Source organism: Halococcus sediminicola, from assembly GCF_000755245.1.
In the GTDB taxonomy this organism is placed as follows: Archaea; Halobacteriota; Halobacteria; order Halobacteriales; family Halococcaceae; genus Halococcus; species Halococcus sediminicola.
The window spans coordinates 183,726-199,861 of record NZ_BBMP01000022.1 but is presented as its reverse complement, the minus strand read 5'-3'; the positions used below and the strand labels follow the sequence as shown (position 1 = coordinate 199,861).

Genomic DNA, 16,136 nt, shown 5'->3' with positions numbered 1-16,136 from the left:
CCTCTCTACTGTCCGTAGGTGAGTCGCGTCACGACCGCATCGAGTCTGTGCTTGACGCCGGCGAACCACGCCGACGGCGAGACTCGTCTGAGTTCGCGGTCGGACAGTTCGATACGCGACCCGGCGAACGGGTCCGCGCTCGCCCGTTCGCCGTCCCTGTTCTCGCTGACGACGCCGGTCACGGAGGTCATGGCACACCGACCGCACGTTTCGCGGTCCGTTCCACCCATGCTCGTCCCGTACGTCGAGCGACCGTTTAAACGTTCGCGTGGCGTGCACCGTGCGCTTTTGTCCGCCTGTGTCGTCGGCACGGTATGGGCTATCGCACACTCGACACCAGCGCGGTCGAACCGAGCGACGACCGTCCCTGTACCCTCAGACGACTCGCCGAACCAGCCGGACTCGAACGGCTGGCGCTCAATCGCTTTCGGGCCGAACCGGGCGAGATGCTGCCGCTCGCCTACCACTACCACGACGAACAGGAGGAAGCCTTCTACGTGCTCTCGGGAACCCTCCACGTCGAAACGCCCGAAGAGACCCACGAAATCGGAGAGAACGGCCTGTTCGCCGTCGACCCCGGCAGCCCACAGCGAGCGTTCAACCCCGAAACCGCCACCGCGGCCGTCGAGGTCCTCGCCATCGGCGCACCGCCGGTCTCGGGCGATGTCCACGCCTACGAGCCATGAGTTCCGACGCCGAACGCGGGGACGGATCCGTCCGAGACGTTCCGGACTGGGACGACGAGTACGTAGACCGTGTGTCCGACCGGCTCATGTTCAACTACGACCTGGAGCGCGACCACCGGGTTCGTGGCGAGCCGTTCACGCTCTACGGCCACCTCCGCGTGGAGAGCAAGAAGCAGTTCTTCCACGAGGCGCTGTCGTACGCTAATCACGGCTCGTTCGAGCACCTGTTCGTCCGTCGGAACGAGCGGGTGAACGTGGCAGCGCTCGAAACCCTCGTCGCCCTCGGCCACGACCTCGGTGGGGATATCGACACCGACGAAGAGCACTTCAGCACCGACTTCACGTTCGCACTCGTCGTCGAGACGATCCCCGGGGCGGTAGAGAAGTTCGTCGCGGGCTTCAGCGACCGAACGCTGCTCAAGTACGGCTACTACGGCCACTACGAGATCAACCTGCTCGTCGTCGCGCCGGACGAAGCGGAGCTGGTCGCCAGCGAGAACGCCGACGTCGCCGCGGCCTTCCGGCTTTGGGAGGCCGAGGAACCCGAACCGAGTGGGTTGCTGTCGCGGATCGCGAGACTGTTCGGCTGAGGGGTGTCACAGCAGTCCGAACGCGCCCATCGCGGCGTACAGCAGGTCGCCGTAGACGAGCGCGAGACAGAGCCCCACGAACAAAGGCACGAGAAACGGTATCCCGGGCGTCACCCAGAGCCGGTCGCGGGCCACGAGCGCGTCGAGCGCGGCGCGCAGGCGGGCCGGCGTCGTTCCGTAGGCGTTCCCTTCGACGGCGTCGAGAAACGCCGCCGCAGCCCACAGGTCGGCGCGCTCGCCACCGTCCGCGAACGGGTCGATCGCACCGTCGTCCGGTGCTGGCCGCTCTTCGGGGAGGCTCGTCGGGTCGCGCGAGCGGTCGGGGGTCGCCCGGAGGCGTTCGAGGCTCGCCCCGCGCCAGCAGAGATACAGCCGCAGCGCGTCGAGGTCGAAACCACCGTCGAGACCGTTCGCGCGCGCGAGGAGTCGGCCGTGAGTGTTCGGGAGTTCCCGCCAGCGAACCGGGCGACCGACGAAACTCTCGGGCGTGAATCGCCCGGCGAGCGCGTTCCGGGCGAACAGGTAAACTGGAGCCGTCCCGCCGACGAGTGCCGCGTTCGTGAGCACCGTCAGCGAAAAGACGCCGCTGGTCTCGGCGAGCGGCAGCGCGACGTTCGAAAACTGGTAGGCGGGAACGGATGGAAAGAGCAGGCAGAGCACGGCGAGGGCCTTCGCGTCCGCACCGCCGAACGCGCCGACCCGCCAGAAGAGCAGTCCGAGGGGAGCGACAACGCCGAGACTGATGACCACTCGCAGCGCGAACACGCCGGTGTCGAGCGGGCGCGTTCCCCGGAGCACGCTCGAAACGTCCCACGCGAGCAGCGCGCCGCCGAGCGCGAGCAGCGGCAGCCACGTCCGATCGGGCACGCGTCGGGTGCGAACGTCGCGGACGGCCGCCCAGCCCAACAGCGGCAGACAGCACAGGCGTAGCAGGTCCGTGAGCGCGTTCACGGTGCAGGGCCTCGGGGATGGTACAAAACTCTTCGCCCGCTCCCGACGCTTCTCACGCGAGGAACACGTGACGGGGCCGGTCGGCGAGCACCTCGCGGCCGAAGGAGACCGTCTCGCGGAACTCGTCGCTGCGGAAGAAGTCCATCGCGTCCTCGCGCGAGCGCCAGCGGCTGGCGATGAACATGTCGTTCTCGTTCTCGCGGTTGACCAGTAAATCAGTACTGTCGTGGCCATCCATCTCCGCGAGGAGTTCCCCGACCGTATCGAAGCGCTCGACGAACGCCTCGCGCTGGTCGGGTTTCGTGGTGTAGAACATCCCCATCGTGCCGAAGCCCTCGCCGCCGTCGCCGCGTCCACGCGCGACGATGCCCGGGAGATCCGAGAGGAAGCCGCCGGCGGTCTCGGCCGCGCTCGCCGTGTCCCAGATGCTGACGACCGCCGACTTCCCACCGTCCGGGTTTTCGTACACTGCGGTTTTCACGTGAGTATCGTAGTGCTCGAAGTTGCCGCGCAGCCCCGACACGTCCGCCTCGAGCTCCATGGGATCGGCCTCGGAGTAGAGCACCATTGCGTGGACGTCCTCGCCGTGGGGCTGGCCCGCGTAGATGCCCTCCTCGTCGAGCACGTCGCGGATCGTCTCGCTCTCGTCCTCGCCCGTGTCGTCCCCGTGGTCGCCGTGTGGACTCCCCTCGCCGTGGCTCGTGTCCGTACCGGCGTGTGGGTCGTCGCCGGTCGGGACCGGTTCGCCGGCGAGCAGCGCTCCGAGGTCCTCGGGTGGAAACCGGCGACCGAACCGGAATCGACCGAACTCGGCGTAGCGCGAACTCGACGGGTCGAAGCGCATCTCGTAGAGCAGTTTCTTGATCTGGGCCGGATCATCGGCAAAGAGCGTCACGCCCCACTCGTAATCGTCGAAGCCGACGGAACCGGTGATGATCTGCGTGACTTTTCCTGCATAATCGCGCCCGATGTCGCCGTGGCCGCTCATCAGGTCGGCGCGCTCGTCGAAGGGCAGGTCGTACCAGTTGTTCTCGGGCCCGCGGCGCTTGTCCATCGGATAGAACGAAACGTACTCGCTGTCGGGGATGTCGGGCTTCAACCGGGATTCGATGTAGTTGGCCATCCCCGTGTCCTCGACCTCCTCGCCCTCGAAGTACTCCTGTGACATGTAGCCCGACACCTCCGTGACCGAGAGATAGGAGTCGGTCTGCTCGGTGAACTCCGCGAAGGCCGTTTGCTCGAAACGCCGTTCGGCGGTGTCGAGGTCGACCATCGAGGGTCTGAGATGGAGGACGAGCAGGTCCGCACCGTGGCCGAGCACGCTGAAGACGGCCGACCCGCCCGCGTCGGCGTCCGCGAGCGCCTCGTGCTCGCTGAGGTAGTCGACGCCCTCCTCGATGGCGCGCTCGCGCTCGCGGTCGGGGGCCGCTCGCCAGCCGTCCCAGTCCACAGTTCGAAAGTCGTGGAGTGCGTACCAGCCTTCCTCGGTCTGCGGTGGCTCTCGTCGGCTCATGTCGGTGATTCGGGCGAGTCGAACAAGGGTCTTTTCGTCCGCTTCCAACTCGTCCGGGAACGCTGCGGATCGGTGGCGAGAGCCGCTCTATGAGTATACAAGCCGGCCGTTTAACCCATCGACCCCCGAACGGGGGCCAACGCGATGGGCGACTCGGAGACGATCTCACGGCCGGCGGACACGATGCGCGAGCGTGCCGGCGAGAGCCGACTGAAGATGTGGTTTCTCATCAGCGCGAACCGCTGGCTCGTGACGGGCATCTTCTCGGTCGGCGCGTACGCGACGCTGCTCGCGCTGCATCTGTTCGGTCCGAGTGCGGCACGCCAACTCGTCACCACCAGCGGCGTCGCGTCGCTGTTCGGTTCCGTCGTCATCGCACTCGTCACGAGTATCACGCTCGTGCTCTCGATCGCCCAGTTCGTCCTCTCACAGGAGATCGGCCCGCTCGGCGAACAGGAGACGCGCATGGAAAACGAGACCGACTTTCGCAACGACGTCGAGCGGACCGCCGGTATCGCGGTCGCGCCGGCCGAACCGTCGCGCTTTCTCAGAACGCTCATCGAGACGGCCGACGCACGGGCACGAACGCTCAAGCGGGCCGTGAGCGACGAGAACGACCTTCGGGAGATCGAACGGTACGCCGAGGGGCTCTTGGATCACAGCCGGACCGTCAGCGACGACCTCACCGGTACCGATTTCGGCTCGTTCGACGTCCTCCTGCCGGTCCTCAACTACAACTACTCGTGGAAGATATTCGCCGCGCGCAACCTGAAGGCCAAATACGCCGATTCGCTCCCCGCGGAAGCGGACGCGGCCTTCGACGACCTCATCGAGGCGTTGCGGTTTTTCGCCCCGGCGCGCGAGCACTTCAAGACCCACTACGTCCAGTGGGAGATCATCAACATCTCGCGGGGCGTCCTCTACGGCGCGATGCCGTCGCTGTCGGTCGCCGCCTACATGATCCTCGTCTTCGACCCCACGGGGCTTTCGGGTACCGCTCTGCTCGGTATCGACGCCGCCTTCCTCCTCGTCAGTGCGCTGTTCGTGTTCACGCTACTGCCCTTTGCGGTCGTGCTCGCCCACGTGCTGCGCATCCTGACGATGATCCAGCGCACGCTCGCCATCGGTCCGTTCGTCCTCCGCGAGAGCGACCAGTTGGAGACAGCGCGCTACGACGAACTGGCCGCCCTCGAAGACCGCAGGGGCGGGCCGTGAGATTCCTCTCGGCTCTCGGTTCGTCGTGGGCATCGACTGGCTGGCTCCCGTCGGGAGGCGAGAGATGAGTCGGGAGTCCGACTCGAACGAGACCACCCGGAGCACGCCCGAACCGCCGCTGGCCGCCCAGCAGATCCTCGGCCGCGAACTCGAAAATGCACTCAAGCAGATCCGTCGGCCCCCGAGTGGACTGTTCATCTCGGCCATCGCGGCGGGTCTCAACGTGAGTTTCGGCGCGCTGCTCATGGGTATGGTATTGACCTTTGCGCCGGGATTTTCCTCGCCGCTAATCGAACGGTTCGTCCTCGCAAGCGTCTCGACCGTCGGATTCGTCATCGTCGTCATCGGTCAGACCGAACTGTTCACCGCCCACACCACCCTCGGCGTGCTGCCGGTCATCGACCGCCGCGCCTCCCTCGCCGAACTCGGCGAACTCTGGGGCGTGGTGCTCGTGGGCAACCTCGTCGGCTGTGCGGTGTTCGCCGGGTTCATGGCGTTCATCGGTCCCCCATTGGAGATCCTGACGCCGGCGGCGGCCGGGTCGCTCGCCGACGCGCTCCTGGGACTGCCGTGGTGGGTGGTCCTTTCGAGCGGCGTCATCGCTGGTTGGCTGATGGGGTTGGTGACGTGGCTCGTCGCCGCCGGCCGCGATACGGTCGGGCAGGTCCTCCTGATCTGGCTCATCACCGGCGTCATCGGTTTCGCGCCGTTCCATCACGCACTGCTGGGAACGACCGAACTGCTCGCGGCGCTGTTCATGGGCCACGGCGTGACCGTCGCGGAATTTCTCACCGTGCTCGTCTGGACGACACTCGGCAACGCCGCCGGCGGCACGGTGTTCGTCGCGCTGCTCAACTACGGCCAGGCGATCAAGGCCGGCGACCCCGAGGACGTCGACGTCGACGCCGAGAGTCTCGGCGAGGGCTGAGACCCCCCACTGTCGATTGCCGACCGGCCGAAGGGTTGCTTTCATCGGTCGAAACGGTGATCTCCCACGTGTCTTATGACGCTCCACAACGATGTTTCTAGTTGCCATGGCTCATATCGAGCGCTGTAGCGTCTGTTCGGGATACTACAAGGCCGAACGGGGACGATGTCCGCTCTGTGGGACCGACGGCAAACGGACGCGGCGCGGACGACACCATCCGTCGGTGCTCGGCGGGTTGCGGCGTCGGCGGGGACGTGGCTGAGCGCGCCGAGGGTTTCGATGAGGTTATCGCGGCGGGTCCTCGATGCCGCCGAACCCCGGAAAGAGACGGTCGGTCGCCGAGAGCACGAGCACCGCCGAGAGGATGATGGCGGCCTGCGGGACCGTCGTGAGCAGGCCGAGCGCGACGATGAGCGTCGTCGCACACGCCGGCGCGTGCCGGAGGTCGGTCGTCAGCATGGCGAAACTCGTCAACCCGAGCGAGAGGAGTGCGCTCGCGGCGAGTCGGGCGGCATCGAGCGAGAACGCCGGCGGGAGTTTCGTGACCGTCAGCCCGCTGGCGAGCAGGTGGTAGGCGACGAGACCGCCGACGACGCCGAAGAGGTGTGCGCCGAAGACCCGTTGGGGTTGGCTGGTCGCCGCGGAGGGACTCACGGCGAGCGCGTACGCCGACGGCCCCAGACTCGGGAAGAGGTAGGGGTAGCCGCTGACCCACGCGATAGCCGCGAGCGCGACCAGCAGGCTACAGACCCGCGTCGTGGTTCGGAGCGCGTCGGCGGTCGTCGGGCGCTGCTCGACGGGTTCGAACAGTTCGACGGCGGCCCGCTCGACGCGCTCGAAGCGGTCCGGTATCGCCCGTTCGACGGATTCGAGAATGGACATACGCCGTCTGAGGCGGCGGGAGTGAAAACCCCCCGCCTTGCAGGCAAAGGCGGAGCCTTCTTTAGGGGGATGGCGAAAGCAGAGCCGTGCGACTCGTACAGACGCGCGTTCGCGCCGACATGCGCCAGGACGTGCTCGACACGCTCGACGAGGAGAACATCGAGCACGTCGCCGCCGACGAGCGCGGCGACAGCGACGGCATGATCTTGTACTTTCCCCTCCCGGACGGGGCCGTCGAGAAAGTCATGGAACGCCTCCACGAGGTCGGACTCGAAGACGACGCGTTCACGATCATCACCGATATTCAGTCGGCCACGACACCCACCTTCGACGAACTCGAAAGCCAGTACACGCAGGGTCCCGACGACGAGGTCGGACTCTCACACGCGACGCTGCGGGCGAACGCCCGCGAAGTGACGCCCGGCCGGCCGATGTTCGTCGTGCTCGCGGCGGTCAGCGCCATCGTCGCCGCCGCCGGGCTGATCCTCAACTCCGCCATCGTCATCGTCGGCTCGATGGTGCTCTCGCCGTTCGCGGGCTCGTCACTGTCGGCGAGCGTCGGCGCGGTCATCGGCGACTACGAGTCCATCCTCGATAGCTTCAAGTCTCAACTCATGGGGCTGACGATCGCCATCGCCAGCGCGACCGCCGCCGCGTTCGTCTTCAGACGCGGCTACCTCGTGCCGCCGAACCTCGCGATCGAGAACATCACGCAGGTGAGCGCCTTCTCGATCCCGATCGTGCTGACCTACGTGATCGCGATCTTCGCCGGTGCGGCGGGCGCGCTCGCGCTCGCGACCGACCTCGATGTCTCGCTCGCGGGCGTCGCGGTCGCGGCGGCCGTCGTCCCGGCGGCCGCCGCGGTCGGCCTCGGCATCGTCTGGCGCGAACCCGTCCTCGCCATCGGTGCGCTCGTCCTCCTCCTGATGAACCTGCTGCTCATCAACGTCTCCGCGTACATCGCGCTCACGCTTTTCGGCTATCGTGCCACTCCATCGACGCGCTTTCGCGATCACGTCGCTATCTCTCTCAGTACGATCGGCTACGCCGTCGTGGCGGTCGTCGTGCTCGTCGCCCTCGTCGGCGCGCTCGCGAGCACCTATCAGTACCTGGTGTTCGTCGAGACGGTCAACCACAACACCGAGGAAGTGCTGACCCAGCAGCGCTACGCCGAGCTCGAACTCATCGATTCACAGGCCACCTACGGCGCACAGCTCGTCCCGCGCGTCGGCGGTGACGACACGGTTTCGGTCACCGTCGGGCGGACCACCGAGCGCAACTACGGTGCCCTCGCGCGGACGATCCAGCGTCACATCGCCCGCGACACCACGCGGCCGGTCACCGTCGAGGTCGAGTTCGTCGATTACCAGCAGGCCAAACCCCGGTCGAACGCCCGATCGGCGCGGATCGACTCGCCGAGCCGTTCGATCGCTTCCCCGGTTCGATAAGGGTCTCCGAAGCCGCGTTCGGCCATCTCGCCGCTCTTCGGGATACTAGCCCGACAGCAGCGATGGACCAAAGACCATCAACACGAGCGCCGCGAGCATCGTCAGGCTCACCGCGGTCGTGACCGCACCGGTGAGCGACCGACGGCTGCCCACGGGCAGGCGCGAGACGACGGCTTCGGTGCTCGTCCGGAGGATGTGGCCGCCGTCGAGCGGGAAGGCCGGGATGCAGTTGAAGAAGCCGAGATTGAGGTTGACCCAGCCGACCCAGAAGAGCACGTTCGCCAGCACGAACACGCCGCCACCGAGGAACTCCAGAGGACCGGTGACGGTATAATATCCCAGATTCGAGCCGACGAAGCCGGCGAAGTTGTAGCTCGCGCCCGGCACGGCGACGCTCGCGAACGGCAGCGTGAGCACGGCGAGAACACCGAACAGCGCCGAGCCACCGCCGCCCGCTCCGCCACTACCGCCGAGCGCCGCGAGATAGCCGGCCGCGGGGTAGGCGTCGATGCCGAAATCGTCGACGACGATGCCCGTGGTACCCTGCTGGAGACCGGTCACGCCGACCAGCCCGCTCCCCGTCTGGGGGTTCTCGCCGAGGGTCACGCGCGTGGTCGTGCGCTCGCCGTCGACGAACGCCTCGACTTGCACCTCGTCGCCGGGATTCGTCTCCGAGAGCGCAGCCGAAAGCGCCGAGGTGTTCGTGGTCCGCTCGCCGGCGAAGCGCGTGACGACCACCGGCTGGCCGGCCTGTCCGGTCGCGTTCGCCAGCGGGCCGTCGGGCGTGACTCGACTCGCGTAGGCTCCCATCGGTGCGGTCGTCGAGCCGTTCTCGGTTCGGAGCGTCGCTACGGTGTGGTTTTCGAGCGCCGCTTCGAACCCGCTCTCGGTCGCCACCGGGGAGCCGTTGACCGCCGCGATGGTCGCGCCCGTGCCGAGTCCGGTGGGGCCGTTCTGGACGGCACCCGTGACGACCGGCGAGCGCTCGACAGTCGTCGTCGTGCCGTCGGACAACGAGACCCTTACTGTTCGACTCGCGTCGGCGAGCGCGCCGTCGAGATCGCTCTCGTTCGTCACGTTCTGGCCCGCGACGCCCGTGATGACGCTCCCCTCGCCGATGCCCGCTTGCGCTGCTGGCGTGCCCGGCAACGCCCCACCGACGGGAACGCCCGGCGTAACCGCGATCGATCCGACGACCGGGCCGAACAGCAGCGCGAAGGCCACCACCGTGATGGCGAAGTTGTTCGTGACGCCGGCGGCGAACATCCGCGTCTGTGCGCCGCGTTCGGCCGTTCGCTGTTCTTCCTCGTCGGGTTCGACGAACGCACCCATCGGAATCAGGGTGATGAGCGCGAGTCCCATCGAGGCAATACTGATGTCCTCGACGCGACAGAGCAGCCCGTGGCCGCCCTCGTGGACGACCAGTCCGACCAAGAGGCCGAGGACGATCTCCGGCGCGACCGAGAGGGGCAGGAACTGGTTCACGCCGGGGATGACGAGGGCGTCCTGTGGCTCGGTGATGACCGTCGATGAAGGCCGGTCGAGTATCGTGACGGCACTGAAGATCACGAGCACGAACGAGCCGACCATCACGACGAGTGTAATGCCTACTCCTACGTTCGCCCACGCCCGCCAGAACCGTTTCGGGCGCGCGAGTCGGTCGAGGACGGCCTTGCCGCGTTCGGTGTGCAGCGTCGTGATGGGTCCGGAGACCCGCACCCACTCGGGGAGCAACCCCTGTGCCGACAGCGCCGTCGCCACGACGCTGTAGAGGAGCACTCCCGCGAGAACCCACAGCAGCGTGCTCGCCATTGACCGATTTCAGCGATGGGCAGTCATGAGGGTTTGGTTCCGCTCGCTCGCCAGCTACCCCTCGCGGCGGAGCCGTCGCACGACGAACTCCCGGTCGAGTTCGGCTAAAAATGGCCCGAGCTTCGGCCCCTGCTCGGTGTCGAAAAAGAGCCGGTAGCCAGCCGAAAAGAGGTCGCCGGGAGAGAGGTCGTGGTCGCGTGCGGTCTCGAAGATCTCGCTCTGGATCGCCTCGCCCGCGTGGCCCGCCGCGACGAAGTCGGCCAGTTCGTCGAGCGCGTTCTCGGTATCGCTGTCGAGATCCACGGCGGGGCGGTCGGTTGCGAGGCGGTAGTTGTAGGCGTTGTCAACCCGCTCGGCCCACTGTCGAGCGCGATTCACCCGGTCGAGCGCGCTCCCGACGGCCGCTTCGGGTGCCTCGTCCGGGATGTGGTTTTCACGCCGGGCCATCCCCTCACGGAGTTCGCGGTCGTCGGTCATGCCGAGCACGGCGGCAAAGGTGTAAGGAAGTCGGATTGGCCGCTCGTCGGGCATTTCATCGACGACGAGCGGATAGACACGTTCGGTACGCGCCCGTTCCTCCTCGATCTTCTCCTCGTCACCAATGACGGACTCGCCGAACGCGAGTCCCTCGAAACGGTCGAACTCGTCGACGAGCTGGTCGAGTCGCGAAACGTCGAAATCACGTGCTTTCGCCGGATTCTTCGTGAAGTAGTAGTGCAGGACTTCGCGTTCGAGCAGTTCCAGTATCTCGGCGACCGTGACGACGTGGCCCGACGACGAGGACAGCGGCTCGCCATTGAGTGTGAACCACTCGTAAACCATCGGCGTCGGCGGCTCGAAATCGAGCAATTCCCGTGTGATTGCCTCGCCGCTCGGCCACGACCCCTCGGCGTGGTCCTTGCCGAAGGGTTCGAAGTCGACGTTCAGAACTCGCCACTGGGCGGGCCACTCGAAGCGCCACGGCAACTTCCCCTCGCGGATGGTCGCCGTTCCCTCGTGGCCACAGCCCTCGATGACCCGATTGCCCGCCTCGAAGTCGGTACAGCGATACTCTACTTCCCCTTCCTCGACGGCCGTCACGGTCTCGGTGAGTTTCCCACACTCGGCACAGATGGGATTGAACGGGACGTATTCCTCGGCGTCGCGCACCGAGGCCTGATACTCGCCGAGGAGTTCGTGAGCGCGCTCGCGCTTTGCGAGCAGTTCGCGCGTTACGTCGTCGAACGCGCCCGTTTCGTACAGCGAGGTGGTCGAACGGATCTCGACGTCGATGCCCAACTGCTCGGTCATCGATCGCAAAAGACGCGTCTGGTGGTCGCCGAAGGACTCACAGCACTCGAAGGGATCGGGGATGTCCGTCAGCGGTTTGCCGAGGTTGCGCCCCAGAACGCCCGGATTCGGCACGTCACCGAGGTCCATCACCCGCCACTCGCGGTCGGCGAGCGTTCGTGGTATCTTCCGCAGGGGGTCGCGGTCGTCGCTCGTGAACACCTGCTCGACATCGTGGCCCCGTCCACGAAGCACCTCGGCGACGAAATACCCGCGCATGAGTTCGTTCGCGTGACCGAGATGTGGCACGCCCGACGGCGAGACGCCGCCCTTGATGACTATCGGTCCCTCGGCGTCGATTCGGTCACGACGCGATTCGATGCGGTCTGCGACCTCGTCGGCCCAGAAGGCGTGGTGACCGTCCTCGCCGAGCGTGTAGGGGTCCTCAGTCATCCATCGCCCAGTAGGTCGGTTCGTCGCTTTCTGCTGGGATGATGTCCGTCCCCTCGTGCTCGCCGGTGTTGACGACGCGCTCGATACGTTCGGGGTCGGTGCCGTCGAGTACCACGGTCCGAACGCCCGAGCGCTCGATGATCTTCGCCGCGAGCAGGTCCACTGGGGCGGAGGAACCGGCGGTCATCTCGATGTCGGCGATGACGTCGACGAGTTCGGCGGCCGAGAGGGACTCGAAACGCTGCGCGTCCGGGTTTTCGGCCGGGTCGGCGCTGAAGACGCCGGGGACACTGGTCGCGTACACCAGCAGGTCGGCGTTGACGTATTCGGCGAGCGCCGCGCTCACCGCGTCGGTCGTCTGGCCCGGTGCGACGCCACCCATGACGGCGATTTCGCCCCGGCGTAGGGCCGCCCCTGCGTCCTCGTAGTTTCTCGACGGTCGGGTCGCCGCTCGTTCCGAGAGCGCCGCGATGAGCAGGCGGGCGTTGAGCCGGGTGGTGTCGACGCCCAACTGGTCGAGTTCGATCTCGTTCGCACCGAGTTCGCGCGCGGTGTGGATGTACTCCCTCGCGACTGTTCCGCCGCCGACGACCGCGCCTGCGGTATGACCCTCTTCGGCGAGTCCCTCGATGATGGTCGCGTGTGCGCCCACGCGTTCGGGGTCTCTGGGCGCGAGCACGCTCCCGCCGAGGGAGACGATGATTTTCATTGCCGGCGGTTGCCCGGACGCGCTCTTAAGGGTTGTCAACACCGGCGAAGGGTACAAGCGACCGCCGACCGTTCTCCGACCATGAAAACTGTCGCCGTCGTCGGCCCCTCAGATACGGGGAAGACGACGCTCGTCGAGCGCCTCGTCGAACGGCTGGATGGGGCGGTCGCCACCGTCAAACACCTCGATCACGCGCCCGACATCGATACCGAGGGGAAGGACACCGCCCGCCACCGCGCGGCCGGTGCGCGCGTCACCTATGGATTGAGCGACGAGGGCTGGTTCGCCACCGGCGCGGAACGCTCGCTGTCCGATCTCCTTGACGACCTCGCTCCCGAACACGACTACGCCCTCGTCGAAGGGTTTTCGAACCACGGGCTGCCGACCGTGGTCCTCGACGGGCGCGAACACGCCGGTCCCGAACTCACAGCGGCCCCCGACGCCGAGGGTATCGACATCGACGCGCTCTGTACGGCAATCGACGATCTCGAACCGCGCGTGACGCTCGAATCGCTCGTCAGCGAGCTGAAGCAATCGTCGAACGCCGACCGTGCTGGTGCGATCGCCACCTTCACCGGGCGCGTCCGCGCGAAGGACGCGCCCGACGACACCCCGACCGAGGCGCTCGAATTCGAGACCTACCGGGAAGTCGCCGACGAGCGGTTGCGGGCACTCGAAACCGAACTGGAGGCGCGCGAGGGCGTCCACGCCGTGCTCACCCATCACCGGGTGGGGCGCATCGAGGCCGGCGAGGACATCGTCTTCGTCGTGGTGCTCGCGGGCCACCGCCGCGAGGCGTTTTCGACCGTGGCGGACGGCATCGACCGGCTCAAGGAGGAGGTCCCGATATTCAAAAAGGAGCGCACGAGCGACGAGGAGTTCTGGGTCCACGACCGCGCGTGAGCGGCTCGTCCGCACAACCGAAATAATTTCAAATGTGGGAACTCGAAATAATATCTCCGGACGATGCGTGCACGGCTCTCGGCGATCGAGTGGGTTTTCCCGATCGACGGATGCTGCGAGCCGTATGAAACGTCTAACGACTTCTCGAAGCGTCGTGAAACGTCCTCGACGAGGGCTTCGAATCTGAAAAGCGCCGAATTCATCCGAAGCATCTGTCGGGTATAATACATGGTAGCTCGATGGGCGAGTGAGGTCACAATGAGCACGACCCAGCCCGCCGGCGTCGACGCGAACACCAAAGAGCAGCGACTGAAGGCCTATCTGCAGCGCAACGCGGCCGACGGCGAACTCTACTTCAAGAGCAAGTTCATCGCCGACGAAGTCGGTCTCTCGCCCAAGGAAATCGGTGCGCTGATGCACAAACTCGCGGAGTCGGCGGTCGACCTCGACATCGAGCGCTGGTCGTACACCAGCGCGACGACGTGGCGCGTCGCACCCGCCTGAACCCACCTCCGTCCGCACGCCCCGAACTATCTTCTCCCTCTCCTCGAATCGTCCACCCTCCCCCCACCCCCTCGAAGCGGTCCCGAAGCCGAACCGGCCCCGTTGGCGCCTTCCTCCCCGAATCGGTCTGTACGTTTATGCCCGTTCGGCCGCTACCTCGGGCAATGGCTGACAGCGACCCGCCGGCCGACGGGCCGCCGGCCGACGCGTTCGCCGGACTCTTTCGCGTCGTCGAGACGGACGTGGAGGGCGGACAGCTCCGGTATTACGGCGAGCCGCTGGTCGCCGGCCAACGTCTCGAACGACGCCTCTGGCCACTGTTTCGTGAACGTGGCTACGAGATTCGATTGACGAGCGAACCCGAACGCGACCCCTACACCGGCGTCGAAATGAACAACCATCGACACGTCCTCGTCGCCACGCCGCACTCGACCGGCATCGACGGGGTACCGTGGACGAACGTGATTTTCGCGCTGCTCACCGTGCTCTCGACGCTCGTCGCCGGCGCACGCTGGTACGGCACCGTCGACACCATCGGCGACTTCCTCGCGGACCCGACGGCCGTCCTCGCCGGCTGGCCGTTCGCGCTCGCGGTGCTCTCGGTGCTCGGCGTGCACGAACTCGGCCACTACGCGCTGAGTCGCTATCACGGCGTCGACGCGAGCCTACCCTACTTCATTCCCCTCCCCAACGTCATCGGCACGATGGGCGCGGTCATCAGCATGCGCGGGCGGATGCCCTCGCGCAAGACCCTCTTCGACATCGGCGTCGCCGGCCCACTGGCCGGTCTCGCCGTCGCCTGCGTCGTCACCGTCGTCGGTCTCGGTCTCCCGCCCGTCTCGACGCCGGCGATTCCTATCGAGTTCAACTACCCTCTCCTCGTCCAGTGGCTCGCGGACCTCACCGGTCAGCCGCTCGACTACCCCGACGGCACGACGGTCAATCCGGTCGTGTTCGCCGGCTGGGTCGGCATGTTCGTCACCTTCCTGAACCTCATCCCCGTGGGCCAACTCGACGGCGGCCACCTCGTGCGCGCGATGGTCGGCGAGCGCCAAGAGACCGTGGGCGCGCTCGTCCCCGCCGCGCTGTTCGCGCTCGCGGCCTATCTCTACTACATCCAACACGCCGCGTTCAACGCCGTCTTCCTCTGGGTATTCTGGGGTATCTTCACGATGGGCGTCGCCTACGCCGGTCCCGCGACGCCAATCTACGACGACGCGCTCGACACGAAACGCGTGCTCTTGGGACTGCTCACCTTCGCGCTCGGCATCCTCTGCTTTACCCCCATCCCGTTCGAACTCGTGCTCTAAAACCCACTTTTTCACTCGTCGGGTGCGCTCGCTTCGCTCGCGCACCACTCCTCGCAAAAACCTGGACTAAAAACACCCGCTCGCTCGGCTTCGCCTCGCTCACGGTGAACCGCACTCATATCTGTTCGCGCGGATGCTTCCACACCACAACCGCACCGTCGAAGCCCTCAGCCGCTCGTTTCACTCGCGGTGGTCCGAGAGAGCTTCACTCTCTCGTCATCACGAAACGGCGAAGCCGTTTCGAACGACTTCGCCCTTCATCCGCTAGGAGAGCTTCGCTCTCCTGAGCCTCGGCTCACTCCGTTCGCTGAGACGCCAAGGACCGCCCCGCACCGCTCTCCGACTCCACCGCCGCCGCACCGCCAGCCAGCACCGTCTCGCCGGCACGCACGGTTTCGTCCATCTCGATGGAGAGGTCCGTGCGGTCGAATTCAGGCGGCAAGAGTACGTCCACGCGACTCCCGAAACTGATGTGGCCGATGCGCTCGCCGCGCGCCACCCGGTCGCCCGACTCGACCGCCGGATGGATGCGCCGGGCGAACGCGCCGGCGATCTGGACGATCGAGAACGCGCCGCAGTCGATTTCGACCTTCTCGTTCTTGTCCGACTCTTTCGAGAACGCCGGCCGGTTCGCGCCCGGCGAGTGCGTCACCGATTCGACCGTGCCCGAAAGCGGCGCGCGATTGACGTGCACGTCGGTGATTCCCATGTAGATGCCGACGCGCAGGCGCTCGCCCTCGCGGCGCACGACCGACACACGACCGTCGGCCGGCGCGAGGACACCTTTGGAGGGGATCTCGCGTTCGGGGTCCCGATGGAAAGCGAGCGCGCCCAGTCCCATCCCGACGGCCAGCGCGCCGGCTATCGACGACAGCAGCGCCGCCACCGGCGCGAGCGCGAACATCGGAGCGGCGTATCGCCACGCATGGGGCGCGATTCGCACGCTATCCGGTATTCCCATCC

At 66.6% G+C, this 16,136-nt stretch carries 17 protein-coding genes; 9 read left to right on the top strand and 8 right to left on the bottom strand.

The window, feature by feature from the left end; translation table 11 throughout:
- Nucleotides 1–5: 5 nt before the first annotated feature.
- Nucleotides 6–230 (bottom strand): hypothetical protein, encoded by a 225-nt coding sequence (locus ACP97_RS10145; RefSeq protein ID WP_049997708.1) that lies wholly within the window; start codon nt 228–230, stop codon nt 6–8.
- A gap of 84 nt (nt 231–314) precedes the next feature.
- On the opposite strand from ACP97_RS10145, the gene ACP97_RS10140 reads away from it, so the two are divergent.
- Nucleotides 315–686: a cupin domain-containing protein gene (locus ACP97_RS10140; protein WP_049997707.1), complete on the top strand. Its 372-nt coding sequence runs from the start codon at nt 315–317 to the stop codon at nt 684–686.
- Nucleotides 683–1,276 carry a hypothetical protein gene (locus ACP97_RS10135; protein WP_049997706.1) on the top strand — a complete coding sequence of 198 codons (594 nt, stop codon included), beginning with the start codon at nt 683–685 and terminating at the stop codon, nt 1,274–1,276. Before ACP97_RS10140 ends, ACP97_RS10135 begins: the two co-directional genes overlap by 4 nt.
- 6 nt (nt 1,277–1,282) lie before the next feature.
- Here the strand turns inward: ACP97_RS10135 and ACP97_RS10130 are convergent, their stop codons facing one another.
- The gene (locus tag ACP97_RS10130) at nt 1,283–2,227 is read right to left on the bottom strand and encodes an A24 family peptidase (RefSeq protein ID WP_049997705.1); all 945 of its coding nucleotides are present in this window, start codon (nt 2,225–2,227) and stop codon (nt 1,283–1,285) included.
- A gap of 52 nt (nt 2,228–2,279) precedes the next feature.
- Entirely contained in the window at nt 2,280–3,740 is a 1,461-nt protein-coding gene (locus tag ACP97_RS10125) for a heme-binding protein (protein ID WP_049997704.1), read from the bottom strand.
- Between the two features lie 144 nt (nt 3,741–3,884).
- Here ACP97_RS10125 and ACP97_RS10120 point away from each other — a divergent pair, with 144 nt between their 5' ends.
- From ACP97_RS10120 to ACP97_RS19910, 3 genes are all read left to right on the top strand, one after another.
- Nucleotides 3,885–4,955 (top strand): hypothetical protein, encoded by a 1,071-nt coding sequence (locus tag ACP97_RS10120; protein ID WP_049997703.1) that lies wholly within the window; start codon nt 3,885–3,887, stop codon nt 4,953–4,955.
- Between the two features lie 64 nt (nt 4,956–5,019).
- Entirely contained in the window at nt 5,020–5,883 is an 864-nt protein-coding gene (locus ACP97_RS10115; protein WP_049998478.1) for a formate/nitrite transporter family protein, read from the top strand.
- A 91-nt stretch (nt 5,884–5,974) separates the two neighbouring features.
- Complete coding sequence (locus ACP97_RS19910; protein WP_154019993.1) at nt 5,975–6,145, top strand: hypothetical protein; 171 nt, start codon at nt 5,975–5,977, stop codon at nt 6,143–6,145.
- A 23-nt stretch (nt 6,146–6,168) separates the two neighbouring features.
- Here ACP97_RS19910 and ACP97_RS10110 read toward each other — a convergent pair whose 3' ends face one another.
- The gene (locus ACP97_RS10110) at nt 6,169–6,765 is read right to left on the bottom strand and encodes an HPP family protein (RefSeq protein ID WP_079977611.1); all 597 of its coding nucleotides are present in this window, start codon (nt 6,763–6,765) and stop codon (nt 6,169–6,171) included.
- 86 nt (nt 6,766–6,851) lie between these two features.
- On the opposite strand from ACP97_RS10110, the gene ACP97_RS10105 reads away from it, so the two are divergent.
- Nucleotides 6,852–8,213 carry a TIGR00341 family protein gene (locus ACP97_RS10105; RefSeq protein ID WP_049997702.1) on the top strand — a complete coding sequence of 454 codons (1,362 nt, stop codon included), beginning with the start codon at nt 6,852–6,854 and terminating at the stop codon, nt 8,211–8,213.
- Between the two features lie 45 nt (nt 8,214–8,258).
- Here ACP97_RS10105 and ACP97_RS10100 read toward each other — a convergent pair whose 3' ends face one another.
- From ACP97_RS10100 to pyrH, 3 genes are read right to left on the bottom strand one after another with little or no spacing between them, the layout of a single operon-like run.
- Nucleotides 8,259–10,025 carry a site-2 protease family protein gene (locus ACP97_RS10100; protein WP_049997701.1) on the bottom strand — a complete coding sequence of 589 codons (1,767 nt, stop codon included), beginning with the start codon at nt 10,023–10,025 and terminating at the stop codon, nt 8,259–8,261.
- 54 nt (nt 10,026–10,079) lie between these two features.
- A complete protein-coding gene (gene lysS, locus ACP97_RS10095; RefSeq protein WP_049997700.1) occupies nt 10,080–11,747 on the bottom strand; it encodes a lysine--tRNA ligase in 1,668 nt (555 codons plus the stop codon).
- On the bottom strand, nt 11,740–12,456 hold the full coding sequence (gene pyrH, locus ACP97_RS10090; RefSeq protein WP_049997699.1) for a UMP kinase: 717 nt from the start codon (nt 12,454–12,456) through the stop codon (nt 11,740–11,742). Before pyrH ends, lysS begins: the two co-directional genes overlap by 8 nt.
- 81 nt (nt 12,457–12,537) lie before the next feature.
- On the opposite strand from pyrH, the gene ACP97_RS10085 reads away from it, so the two are divergent.
- From ACP97_RS10085 to ACP97_RS10075, 3 genes are all read left to right on the top strand, one after another.
- Nucleotides 12,538–13,359: a molybdopterin synthase gene (locus tag ACP97_RS10085; protein ID WP_049997698.1), complete on the top strand. Its 822-nt coding sequence runs from the start codon at nt 12,538–12,540 to the stop codon at nt 13,357–13,359.
- A gap of 258 nt (nt 13,360–13,617) precedes the next feature.
- On the top strand, nt 13,618–13,863 hold the full coding sequence (locus ACP97_RS10080) for a DUF7123 family protein (protein WP_049997697.1): 246 nt from the start codon (nt 13,618–13,620) through the stop codon (nt 13,861–13,863).
- A gap of 164 nt (nt 13,864–14,027) precedes the next feature.
- Nucleotides 14,028–15,173 (top strand): site-2 protease family protein, encoded by a 1,146-nt coding sequence (locus ACP97_RS10075; protein ID WP_049997696.1) that lies wholly within the window; start codon nt 14,028–14,030, stop codon nt 15,171–15,173.
- Nucleotides 15,174–15,468: 295 nt separating this feature from the next.
- On the opposite strand, the gene ACP97_RS10070 is transcribed toward ACP97_RS10075, so the two are convergent.
- Nucleotides 15,469–16,134 (bottom strand): protein sorting system archaetidylserine decarboxylase, encoded by a 666-nt coding sequence (locus ACP97_RS10070; RefSeq protein ID WP_154019992.1) that lies wholly within the window; start codon nt 16,132–16,134, stop codon nt 15,469–15,471.
- Nucleotides 16,135–16,136: the final 2 nt, after the last annotated feature.